We start from the raw sequence: 12,791 nt of genomic DNA, 5'->3' as shown, positions 1-12,791 counted from the left end.
GCCTTACTTACTATAATATTAAAAGTTATGAAAAAAAAGCTGGAAGCCGAATTAATCAGCATTGCACACCGAATTTTAAAGCTTAAAAACAAATCAGAATTGGTGCAACTGCATCAAGAAACACAAAAACTGTATGAGAAATTATCGGTTTTGAAGTTTGTGGAAGAAAATTTTGGTGATGTAAAGCCAACTATCGGATACAAGGAAGTCGAAGAAAAATTGGAAGCGACTTTTGATGAAAAAGAAGAAGTTGTTGCAGAAGAAACGTCTGTGAATGAAGAAGTGGAAGAAACAATGGAAGCTGAAACTCCCGAAGAAGTTGTTTCGGAAGTAGAAGAAGACGAAACAGAAACAGCGGATGAAACTCCAGAAGAAGAAGTAGAGGAAGAGAAAGGTGAAGAACCTTCAGAACTTGCTGAAGAGGAAACTCCCGAAGAAGACGTTTCGGAAGCAGAAAAACAAGCTGTTGCCGAAAGTGAAGACGAAGAAGAGTCAATAGAGGTTGAAAAAGAAAAAGAGTCTTCTGTTGAAGAAGATAAAGATGAAGAACCTTCAGAACTTGCCGAAGAGGAAACTCCGGAAGAAGAAGTTTCGGAAGTAGAAAAAGAGGCTGTTGCCGAAAGTGAAGACGAAGAAGAACCAACTTTGGCTGAGAAAGAAGAAACCTCGGTTGAAGAGGAAGAACAAGTTGAAACTTCAGCACAAACCAAAACAGAGGAGAAAAAAGAACATCTTTTTGAACCTACTTTTGAATTGGCTTTTGATAAGAAAGAAGATGTTGAAGAAGTGGCCAAAGAATCTGGACATCAGATTATTTTTGAAGATTTCTTGGGTTCTGATTACAAAGAATTAGAATTTGTAAAGGCTGAAATCGAAAAAAGCGATGAAGAACCAGAACCAGTAAATGCGAAAGTTGTCCCAGAAATTGAAGAAACAAAAGACGTGCAAGTGGAGCAATCGGTCAAAAAAAATTTTCCAGAAGCTCCACAATATGAAGGCATCAAAATCACAAAAGGAATCACTTTTGGATTAAATGATAAAGTTGGATTTGTTAGCCAGCTTTTTGGCGGGAGCAATGAGGATTTCAATAGAGTTATCTCTCAATTGAATACCTTCAATACGTTTCAAGACGCCAAAAATTTCATCGAAGATTTGGTAAAACCAGATTATAACGATTGGAAAGGAAAAGAAGATTTTGAAGAGCGTTTTCTTGAAGTGGTAGAGCAAAAGTTTAAATAATCAATAGAAATATTAATTTATTTGCCACAGATTTAAGGATTAAAAAGGATTTTTGAAATCTGTAGGAATCTTTGAAATCTGTGGCAAAAGATAAATAAGTAAATGTCAAAACTATATATAGTTCCAACGCCAATTGGCAATCTCGAAGACATGACTTTTCGTGCAATCCGGATTTTGAAAGAGGTCGATTTGATTTTGGCTGAAGACACTCGAACAAGCGGAAAACTGCTGAAACATTTCGAAATCGGAACACACATGCACAGCCATCACATGCACAACGAACACAAGACGGTTGAGAATTTAATTTCAAGATTAAAAGCCGGTGAAACCATTGCCTTGATTTCGGATGCGGGAACTCCGGCGATTTCCGATCCTGGGTTTTTACTTACAAGAGCTTGTGTCGAAAATAATATAACCGTTGAATGTTTGCCTGGTGCAACAGCTTTTGTCCCGGCTTTGGTGAATAGCGGTTTGCCAAACGATAAATTTATTTTCGAAGGATTTCTTCCTGAAAAGAAAGGAAGACAAACCCGATATTTGGCTTTAGCCGAAGAAACCCGAACGATGATTTTATATGTTTCGCCTCATAAATTATTGAAAACCTTAGCGGAATTCATCACCTATTTTGGCGAAGACCGACAAATTTGTGTTTCAAGGGAACTATCAAAACTACACGAAGAAAATGTCCGAGGAACGGCAAAAGAAGTTCTCACGCATTTTGAAAACAAACCGCCAAAAGGGGAGATTGTTGTGGTGGTTGCTGGAAAATCTACTAAATAATCAACACAGATTTCAAGCATTAGAACAGATTTTAATTTTAAGATTTTTTTTTAATCTTTAAATCCTTCAATCTTTATATCTTTAAATTATGAATACACATCAAGTACATACAAAATGGCTGGGAGAAATGGCTTTCGAAGCTACAAATCCTGGCGGAATAATCAAGATGGATTCTGATGCTGAATTTGGAGGCAACAACAATGGCTTGCGACCAAAATCGATGATGTTGGCTTCACTGGCGGGTTGTACGGGAATTGATATTGCTTCATTACTAAAGAAAATGAAGGTCGAAATCGATACTTTTACCATTGATGTCGAAGGCGATTTGACCGAGGAACATCCAAAATTTTATCATACCGTTCGGGTAAATTATAATTTTTTCGGAACTGATTTAGACGAGGCAAAACTGCAAAAAGTCGTCTCTCTTTCGGTAGATAAATATTGTGGCGTGATGGAAATGTTCCGTCAATTTGCAAAAGTAGAAGTGAAAATTAATTATTTGAAATCCTAAATGACAATTACCGCTTTTTTAAACCAACTTCAAGAACATCCAAAATCAATAAACTTTCAAGATACGATTCAGGTTATTGAGGGAAACTACAATTTTACACCAACAGCTTTCCAAAACGGAAACCAATATAATAAGGTAGGAGAAAATAACGGTTCTTGTAAAATATTTGCCTTTGCAAAACTTCAAAATCTTTCAAAAGATGCAACATTGGCTTGTTTCGGAGCCTATTATTTTGAAGATGTTCTGCAAAATCCAGTAGGAACCGACCATCAAAACATCCGAAATTTTATGCAAACCGGTTGGGATGGAATCAATTTTGAAGGAGAAGCACTTGTTTTAAACCATTAAGATAGTAAGTTTCATTAAGCCAAACATAGACTTAATTTTTCTTAATTCCTTAATGGTTCAAATTCCGAAATAAACAATAACAATAGAAAATAAATAATTTAAAGCCATACAAAAATGCGTTGGACAATCAAACAAAAACCAGAAACAAGCCAAATAAAAACCTTGGCTCAAGCCCTAAATGTTGAAGAAAATATTGCTTCACTTTTATTGCAACGTGGCATCGAGACCTATGAAGATGCCCGACAATTCTTCCGACCATCCTTAGAGGATTTGCATGACCCATACCTTATGAAAGATATGGATTTGGCCGTTTCAAGAATCGAAAAAGCCATCGAAAACAAAGAAAATATTATGGTTTTTGGCGATTATGATGTTGATGGAACAACAGCCGTTTCGCTTGTTGCCTCTTATTTGAAATCCTATTATCCAAATGTTGCCACCTATATTCCAGACCGTTATGACGAAGGTTATGGCGTTTCCTTCAAAGGAATCGATTATGCCGATGACAACGGAATTTCATTGATAATTTCATTAGATTGCGGTATAAAATCCATCGACCACGTGGCTTACGCCAAAGAACGAAGCATCGATTTTATCATTTGTGACCACCACCGTCCAGGTGAATTTTTGCCTGAAGCTGTAGCTGTTTTAGATCCAAAAAGGGAAGATTGCAACTATCCTTATGACGAATTGTGTGGTTGCGGAATCGGTTTTAAATTGATTCAGGCATTAGGCAAAAACAGAGGTGAATCTATCGAAGATTTATTGCCTTATTTGGATTTGGTTGCAACTGCAATTGCAGCCGATATTGTTCCCATGACGGGTGAAAATAGGATTCTAGCCAAGTTTGGACTCGAAGTCATCAACTCCAATCCTCGACCAGGAATCAAGGCGTTGATTCATCAAGTGAAGAAAAAAGTTTTGGATATTACAGATGTCGTTTTCATCATCGCACCAAGAATAAATGCAGCAGGGAGAATCAAACACGGCAATCATGCGGTTGAATTATTGTCGGAATTCGATTTCGAACAGGCCGTTCAGTTTGCCTCAGAAATCGAAAAATACAATGCAGATCGAAAAGAACTCGACAAGCAAATCACGATCGAAGCTTTAAATCAAATTCAGGATAATGCTGAAGATAAACGATTCTCAACAGTTGTCTATCACGAATCTTGGCACAAAGGTGTCATCGGAATCGTCGCTTCCCGGCTCATCGAAACCTATTATCGTCCTACTTTGGTGTTCACTAAAAGTGGCGATAAACTAGCGGCATCGGCTCGTTCAGTGAAAGGTTTTGATGTTTATAATGCACTCGAAGCCTGTTCGGAACACCTTGAACAATTTGGCGGTCACATGTATGCCGCAGGCTTGACCTTAAAAGAAGAGAATTATCAAAATTTCAAAAATGCCTTCGAAGAAATCGTCAAAAACACCATTCACGAAGATTCTTTGACGTCTGAAATATCGGTTGATGCCGAAATAAATCTATCCGATATTACGCCAAAATTCATCCGGATTCTCAAACAATTTGAGCCCTTCGGGCCTTTGAATATGACACCTGTTTTTCTTACTACAAATCTAATTGACACTGGCTTTGGAAAAAAAATAGGTCAAGCCGAAGAACACATCCGACTTTTTATCAAGCAAAATAACTCCGAAGGTCTTGTCGGAATTGGTTTCGGACTCGGAAATAAACTAGACATTACCACAAACCGTCAACCATTTCAGGCCGTTTATTGCATCGACGAGAATGAGTGGAACGGCAATGTTTCCTTGCAACTTCGACTGAAAGACATCAAAGAACATTATTGATTTTAAGAGCTTTTCTCGCTTTCCATTACAATCTTTTGCTTGAAAATGTATTTTTTCCAAGACACAAAAGGAGCTTCCGTTGGTCGCTCTTTTCTGTCAGGAAAAAATACATTTTCAAGCAAAAGGATTTCCATTTCCATCAAGGCTAGCTTCGCCGTTGGAATCAGTAGTTTCAAAATAAATCTATTTGCTAAATCCAACTTTAACAATTCTATTTAGAATCAATATAAATAAAAACTTATATTTGTTTCAAATTGAATGTAGTTATGAAAGGAATTGAGCAAATTTATTACAACAACTTTGGGATGTCCTTTTATTGGAAGGAAAAAAACACCATAAAATCAGAAAAGATTCAATTGGTTTTCAAAGAAACTGGTTTCTATTTCACAGTTTCGGAATTGGAAAATTTTGCAGTCTTAATTGAAGACAGTTGCAAAAGAAACAGCTGTTGCGAAAATTGCGAAATGAAATACCGCTGTGCCAAATTTTTGCTCAAAACTCCGGTTTCACAAATTGATTTAGCCGTTTCCATGAAAGAACTCGACTCAATTAAAGACCTTGTGGAAGGCACTTTGTTCAAAATAAAACTAGAAGAATATATGTATGGAGTAGGGATGAATTAATTTTTATATTCTTTTAATTCAAAATTTTCACCATCAAAAACACCATACGTAAAGTAGCCAATCCAATCGCCCAGATTTACATATTCTGAATTTTCTCCAACAGAAATTTTCATCGGCAAATGGCGGTGTCCAAAAATAAAATAATTATAATGTTTGGTTTCCAATTTGCGTTTGGCATATAAAACCAACCACTCGTTTTCTTCTCCTAGAAATTTCACATCGGCATCACCAGAAATAAGCTTGTTTTTCACCGAAAGATATTGGGCCAATTTCATACCGACATCAGGATGTAGCCATCTGTAAAGCCATTTTGAGAATGGAGCTGTAAATACTTTTTTCATTCTTTTGTAGCCTTTGTCGCCAGGACCCTTTCCGTCTCCATGACCAATAAGGAACGTTTTGTTTCCAAAAATAAACTCCTTATTATCGTGATAGACAGGAATGTTCAACTCTTTCTCAAAATAATCCGACATCCATAAATCATGATTGCCTACGAAGAAATAAATGGGAATTCCACTGTCGCGGATTTCGGCCAGTTTTCCTAAAACGCGAACAAATCCTTTTGGAACAACGGTTTTATATTCAAACCAAAAATCGAACAAATCGCCCAATAAGAAAATGGCTTCTGCATCTACTTTTACTTCATCAAGCCACATTACAAAATGTTGTTCTCGGGGGAAACTCATCTCGGGAGTTGGAGCTCCAAAATGTTGATCGGAAGCAAAATATATTTTCTTATTTTTGGGTAATTGCATTATTCGTTTTTTAAAATTCAAATATAGGAAATGTTCAAAACATTTATGGAAATCTATTTTGGCATAATAAGAATCTTAATCGTTTTAACAGTATGCAAGAAGGTTAAGCCTTATTTGTAACAACTGAAAACTAATTAGTTAAATATCTATTTTAAGCTAGATTATTCTTAAATTTTGTTAAATTTGAAGTTCTTAAACTACGAAACTATATTAAACTACCTAAATTTTCATTTTATGAAAAAAATTACTTTTCTATTATTAACTCTTTTGTGTTGCCTGATAGGGTTTTCGCAGGAGTTACCGCAAAATTTCGATGAAATAACCCCCTATCCTAGCGGACTTCCCACAGGTTGGATTAGGGCAGATAATGGTGTGGGTACTGGTCAAAGTTGGAGATTGGTTAATGCTTCGGCGGCTATTGTAAATGGAACTCAATCGATGTTCATCAGTAACGAAGAAATTGGTCAAGGCAATACTTCCAGAGATTACTTGATTACGCATTTAATTACCGTTCCAGAAAACGGACAATTGCGTTTTCAGGCTCATCAGACCATTCAGGGTAACCAAGGTACTATATATGAGGTGCGTTATTCTACTAATACTGATGTCGCAAGCCAAGGTGATATTTCACAGTATCAATTGTTAAAGAGCTGGACAGAGCCAGAAATGAATGTGGTTTTTGATGATTTTGAAGAAAAAATCGTGGATCTTACCCCTTTATTGGCAACCGATCAGGAAATATATATCGCTTTTGTTAGAGTTCATACCCAAACTACAAGTGGACTAGGGGGAGATAGATGGGTAATCGATGATGTTAATGTAACTTCGACGTGTTTTCCTCCTTCTGCACTTGATGCTACGGATATAGCATCACAATCGGCAAATCTTACTTGGGCACATCAGGGAAGTGCGATTAACTATCAATATGCTTTAGTACCTGCGGAAGCTTCACAACCTGAAGACGATAGTCCACTTGTTTTAGATACTTCAAGCGGTGAACTTAATTTTATTGCAACAGGGTTAACAGAAGACACAGGTTACAAATATTGGCTTAGAGCAGAATGTGAAGAAAATGTTTTCAGTGAATGGACAGGTCCGTACTTTTTTAATACCTACCCTTTTGGTACTGTATGTAATGACCCTATCACGATACTTACACTTCCTTATGAAACGGATGCAAATACGGGTAATTTTCAAAATTTCATCACTGCTTCACAAGGAACAAGTTGTGGCGCTACACCAGCAAATACGAATTATCTAACGGGGAACGATGTTATTTATAGATTAGAAGTTCCTTCTGATGCTCCGGTTGGATCAATGATAAGCATAACTTTGACACCAGGAGCGGCAAGAACTTCCGTTTTTGTGTATAATGAATGTGCAGACATAGGTGTTGCTTGTATGGCAGGTGCCGCAAGTACTTCATCAACAGCAAGGGTTATTGATGACTTTCCTGTTGTTGCAGGAGAAGATTATTATATTGTAATATCTTCAGGAGCACCAACTCAAACATTTCCTTATAATCTTATTATACAATATGAAAATTGTGAGAAGCCAACAACTTTAGGTTTTGACCAAGCAAATGCTACTCTTGAAGGAGGAACAGCAACATGGACAGAAGTAGGAACTTCAACCGCATGGCAGATTGCTGTTCAAGATGCTGGTCAGCCTATACCAAATGCACCAGGACAATATATTGAATTCTTAGATAACGATGGCGTGGCAGGTATGACTCTAACTGGTTTAGATGCAGCACATCTTTATCAATATTGGGTAAGATCCGAATGTTCTCCGGGTGTTTATAGTGCTTGGTCTGGACCATTTGTATTCAATACTGCAATTTGTGCCGTTGAGGATCAATGTACTTATACCTTTAGAATGACCGATTCTGCTAATAATGGTTGGAATGGTGCAAGAATGCAGATCAGACAGAACGGTATTGTTCTTCCGATATTTCCAGCATCGACGCCACCAAACACGATTGGAGGAACATTTCCTTCAGGAGGTGGACCAGTTGATGTTACAGTAACAATGTGTGATGATGTTCCATTTGATATATTCTGGCTAACTGCAGGTTCGCAACCACAACAATGTATCATATCGGTTATTAATTCATTCGGGCAAACAATCTTCACAAAACCAGCAGGAGTTGGTAGTGCAGGAACTGTAATTTATAACAGTGTAGTAGAATGTGATGTACCCAGATGTGATATAGCACCAACGGCTGTTGGGACAACATTCGTAACAACGATTGGTGCAACTGTAAACTGGACAGCTCCAGGAACAGAGAATGTAGGATATGAAATTTACTATGTTCCAACAGGACAACCGGCTCCTACAGCTTTGTCAACCCCGATGGAAACAGGAGTGAATGGACCAGCGGCACCTTTTTCGCATACAATCCCAAACGGACTTAACGCAGATACAACTTATGATGTATACGTTAGAGTAGTTTGTTCACCGTTCAATTCACCATGGTCGGCAATTCATACTTTTACAACATTGCCAACCTGCCCAAAACCAATCAACCAGTCCGTTACTGCAGGAAGTATAACTATGAATAGTGCGGAACTATTATGGGCAGAAGGTGGTGTTGCGACAGAATGGGAAGTATTATTATTAAAAGCAGGACCTCAAGCACAAGCTCCAGCCGCTCCAGGCGTAGTTCCTGTTTTAGCGGCAGGCGATAAATATTATCCAGGGCTAACAGGAGCATTGTCCTTGACACCAACAGATCTTGATCCAGCCACAATCTATTATTATTATGTAAGAGCTATCTGTGGAGGAAATGACCCAAGTACTTGGACGGGACCTATAGTATTCAATACTATTACTTGTGCCGAAACAGACAAATGTTTATACAGATTTAAATTGACCAGCACAATTGGTAATAGCTGGAGTTCGGCAAGAATGCAAGTTAGACAAAATGGAATCGTTGTTGCAACTCTTGGAGCTTCTTTAGTCAACAATGCCAATGGTGTACAAGTTTTTTTATGTAATGATGTTCCAATTGATTTATATTGGAATATTGCAGGAACTCAACCTGAATCGATTGGTGTTTCGATCCAAAATCCATTTACCGATATTGTCTATACAAAATTACCGGGTGAAGGAACACCATTGACAGTTCTTTATTCAGATGATATATTAGGACATTGTGTGCCTCCAACTTGTCCGAAACCTACGGATCTTTTGGTTACGGTTGGCAGTGTTACTCAAACAACTGCTGAACTTAGCTGGACAGCTGGCGGATCTGAACAACAATGGGAAATTTATGCGGTTCCAACCATTGGAGCAACTCCTCCTGTAAACTATACTCCTCTAAATACAGGTGCTGCTGGTTATTATTTAACCGATGTTGGGGAAAACCCTTATACAATTGAAGGATTATTACCTAATACTGCTTATACCTATTACGTTAGAGCAATTTGTTCACCTACAGACATAAGCACTTGGACAATATTAAATCCAAGAACATTTATAACTAAACCAGTAAATGATGAGTGTAGTGCCGCAACACTAGTTCCGGTAAACCCTACACGTGTTTGTGCCGAATCAGTAACAGGAAACACATTAGGAGCAACTTTGTCTGCAGAAGCAATAACATGCACTGGAGGTAAAGACGACGATGTTTGGTATAGCTTTATAGCTACATCAACAATTCATATTATAACTTTTAGCAATGTGGTTAGTTATGTACCTGCAACACCAGTAACACTTGATCACGCATTATATGTTGGAGACGAATGCAATAATTTGACCCAGCTGTATTGCAGTGACCCAGATGTTAGCGTTGCAAACAATTTAAATATTGGTACAATGTATAAAATCAGGGTTTACACCAGGGAAACAGGTACTGCTAATAATCCTAGAAATGCAACTTTTACATTGTGTATCACCACTCCAGATCCGATTACTAATGATGAATGTGCTACTGCAATAGAAGTGCCTGTTAATAATGGGGTAATTTGTAACCTATTTGTATCAGCTAGTGTTACTGGTGCTACAGCATCTCCACAGACGAGTTCTTGTCCTGGAAATGAAGACGATGATGTTTGGTTTGAATTTGTGGCAAACAGTACAATTCAAATTATATCATTTACAAACATTCAGGGAACAGCAACCGATTTGAATAGTTCATTATACAAAGGTGATGAATGTGGAAATATGGTATTTGTAGCTTGTAATAATAATGATGAGACAGTTGTAAATAATTTAGAGATCGGAGCGACTTACAAAATTAGAGTTTGGTCGGTTTCAAATAGATTAGAAGATATTACTTTCGATTTATGTGTCGGAAGAATCCCACCACCAATTGTAACAAGTACAACTCAGTATACAGTACAGGAATTAGTTCAAGACATATTGTTTGATACTGATTGTGCGACCGTAAGCAACATTACCTATTCAACAGGAAGTAATTTTGGAGGACCAAACGGAATAGGATATTTCAATAAAGATGCTTCAGAGTTTGAATTATTTGAGGGTATCGTTTTATCTACAGGAAATGCAAACAGTGCTCCAGGACCTAATACATCAAATTTGAGTGAATCGTCAGATGGGTGGTATAATCAAGGAGATGCAGAATTAGAAGCTATCATTCTTGAAGCTACAGGATTACCAATGATTTCCAGAAATGCCACAAGACTAGAATTCGATTTTGTACCTCTAAGTGATGAAATTAGTTTCGACTTTATATTTGCTTCAGAAGAGTACGGACAATTTCAATGTTCTTACAGTGATTCATTTGCTTTTATCCTGACAAATACAGCTACTGGTGTTAAAACTAATTTGGCTATAACAGAAGCAGGTGATCCAATTTCAGTTGTAACAGTCAGAGATTCTCTGTTTAATCCTGCCGGACAGACTTGTCCTTCGATGAATCCAAACCAATTTGGAGAATATTATGGGATTCTTCCTGGAGGGTTAAATCCATTGGGAGCTCCAGTTAATTTTGAAGGAGTAACTGTAAAGCTAACTGCTTTTTCAGAAGTTGAACCAGGAACAACATATCATATCAAATTGGTTATTGCAGATAGATCAGATGGTTCTTATGATTCAGCTGTATTTATTGAAAATTTCAAAATTGGAGATGTAGATCTTGGAGAAGATTTTCTTCAGGCTAATGGAAACGCACCTTGCGAAGGGGATTGCGTAACAATCGATTCTGAATTAGATCCTGCTGACTATACCATCAATTGGTTCTTAAACGGTGAAATTATACCAGGTGAAACAGGGCCTACTTTGTTAGTTTGTGAGCCAGGAGATTATTCTATTGAAGCACAATTCAATACCACTACTTGTTTTGCAACAGATTTAGTAAAAGTTGAATTCTTTACAGATCTTCCTGCAGGAACTCCGTCAAATTTGGTTGATTGTAATGCTTCAGGAAATGGAGTTTTCAATTTAGCTTTAAACACTCCTGTAATTCTAGCGCCTTTTGCTCCAGGAACTCACGAAATTCTTTATTTCTTGACAATTGAGGATGCTGAAAACAATGTTTTGGAGAATGCAATACCAGCAGAAGATTTAGAGAATTTCCCAGGTGTAAATGGTCAGACTATTTATGTCCGAGTAAATTATTTAGGAACTCCATGTTTCCAGATCGTTAATTTCCAATTAATTGTCCAAGATCTTACACCACAATTTATTGTATTGGGAACAAAAGAATTTTGTCCGGAAGGAAGTACAACAGTTACAGTTGCTCCAACCAATGATAGTTTTGATCCAAGCGCAGTTAGTTATAGTTGGACATTTGGTACAGAAACACTTGCATCAACATCAAGTTCATTAACCATCAATGGAGAAGCAGGTTATGGAACGTATACAGTAACGGTAAACAATTCAGGTTGTACTGCTACCCAAACATTTGAGATTACAAATGCAAATACAACATGGTTCTTTGACTTGACCGCTCCTGCAACTTTGTGTCCAGATGAAACAGGAACGCTTTCTGTGAATGTAACTAATAACCCATCAGGATTCCCAGTTACTTATACCTATACCTTAACAGATGGAAGTGAAGTAGTTTCAACAAACAACTCTATCCTAATTGATACACCTGGAGTCTATTCCGTGATGGTAGATATTCAAGGTTGTATCAGCGGTCCAGAAACAGTTACAGTTGGAGATAGTGTTGCAGATTGGCAGATAACATTTGAAGGTGAGCCTTATATAATATGTCCAAGCCAAGCAGTTACATTATCCTTTACAGCGATTAATTTTGACATTAATTCTCCAAATGCAACTTACACTTGGACTTCTCCAAGTGGAACAACAGGACAAGGAGCAACATTCAGCGCTACTGAAGTAGGAACATATAATTTACAAGTAGATATTTTTGGTTGTATATCTCCATTTGATGTAACTGTTGGAGAAAACACAACAGCAATTGAAGTAGATTTTGAGCAAGGTTGCGATATGGGTGCGTATCGCCTCGTAGCAATTCCGTTGAACGGTTCATTTGATCCTTTGACAGCAACATACACATGGTCAGGGCCTAATAGCACAAGTTTTGAAAACACAGCCGAGCCAAATGCTATTGTGCTTAAAGCACCGGGAGTGTTTACTGTTACAATTACTACCGCTGATGGCTGTGCTGTTACAGAGCCAATCACTGTGAACAATGTCGGCTGTCAGATCCAAAAAGGTATCTCCCCTAACAACGATGAGAAGAACGACAATTTCGACCTCAGCGGTTATAATGTGAGGGAGATCAGCATC

The 12,791-nt window shown here is 37.6% G+C and carries 9 protein-coding genes; 7 read left to right on the top strand and 2 right to left on the bottom strand.

What is annotated here, in order from left to right:
* Positions 1–27: 27 nt before the first annotated feature.
* From J2X31_RS13040 to recJ, 5 genes are all read left to right on the top strand, one after another.
* Positions 28–1,239: a DUF8457 domain-containing protein gene (locus J2X31_RS13040; protein ID WP_310027255.1), complete on the top strand. Its 1,212-nt coding sequence runs from the start codon at positions 28–30 to the stop codon at positions 1,237–1,239.
* Between the two features lie 102 nt (positions 1,240–1,341).
* Entirely contained in the window at positions 1,342–2,019 is a 678-nt protein-coding gene (gene rsmI / locus J2X31_RS13035) for a 16S rRNA (cytidine(1402)-2'-O)-methyltransferase (protein ID WP_310027254.1), read from the top strand.
* A gap of 88 nt (positions 2,020–2,107) precedes the next feature.
* Positions 2,108–2,530: an OsmC family protein gene (locus tag J2X31_RS13030; RefSeq protein ID WP_310027253.1), complete on the top strand. Its 423-nt coding sequence runs from the start codon at positions 2,108–2,110 to the stop codon at positions 2,528–2,530.
* A complete protein-coding gene (locus J2X31_RS13025; protein ID WP_310027252.1) occupies positions 2,531–2,878 on the top strand; it encodes a HopJ type III effector protein in 348 nt (115 codons plus the stop codon).
* Between the two features lie 114 nt (positions 2,879–2,992).
* Positions 2,993–4,690, top strand: a complete 1,698-nt coding sequence (recJ, locus tag J2X31_RS13020) for a single-stranded-DNA-specific exonuclease RecJ (RefSeq protein WP_310027251.1) — start codon at positions 2,993–2,995, stop codon at positions 4,688–4,690.
* A 2-nt stretch (positions 4,691–4,692) separates the two neighbouring features.
* Here the strand turns inward: recJ and J2X31_RS13015 are convergent, their stop codons facing one another.
* On the bottom strand, positions 4,693–4,866 hold the full coding sequence (locus tag J2X31_RS13015; protein WP_310027250.1) for a hypothetical protein: 174 nt from the start codon (positions 4,864–4,866) through the stop codon (positions 4,693–4,695).
* Between the two features lie 90 nt (positions 4,867–4,956).
* Here J2X31_RS13015 and J2X31_RS13010 point away from each other — a divergent pair, with 90 nt between their 5' ends.
* Positions 4,957–5,313 (top strand): hypothetical protein, encoded by a 357-nt coding sequence (locus tag J2X31_RS13010; protein WP_310027249.1) that lies wholly within the window; start codon positions 4,957–4,959, stop codon positions 5,311–5,313.
* On the opposite strand, the gene J2X31_RS13005 is transcribed toward J2X31_RS13010, so the two are convergent.
* The gene (locus tag J2X31_RS13005; protein WP_310027248.1) at positions 5,310–6,068 is read right to left on the bottom strand and encodes a UDP-2,3-diacylglucosamine diphosphatase; all 759 of its coding nucleotides are present in this window, start codon (positions 6,066–6,068) and stop codon (positions 5,310–5,312) included. The two genes, J2X31_RS13010 and J2X31_RS13005, sit on opposite strands and share 4 nt — an antisense overlap.
* A 234-nt stretch (positions 6,069–6,302) precedes the next feature.
* Between J2X31_RS13005 and J2X31_RS13000 the strand changes: the two genes are divergently transcribed.
* A partial coding sequence (locus tag J2X31_RS13000) for a choice-of-anchor L domain-containing protein (protein ID WP_310027247.1) occupies positions 6,303–12,791 on the top strand: 6,489 nt, incomplete at its 3' end.

Source organism: Flavobacterium arsenatis (genome assembly GCF_031456785.1).
GTDB classification, from domain to species: domain Bacteria; phylum Bacteroidota; class Bacteroidia; order Flavobacteriales; family Flavobacteriaceae; genus Flavobacterium; species Flavobacterium arsenatis.
This window is presented reverse-complemented; position numbering and strand designations above follow the sequence as displayed.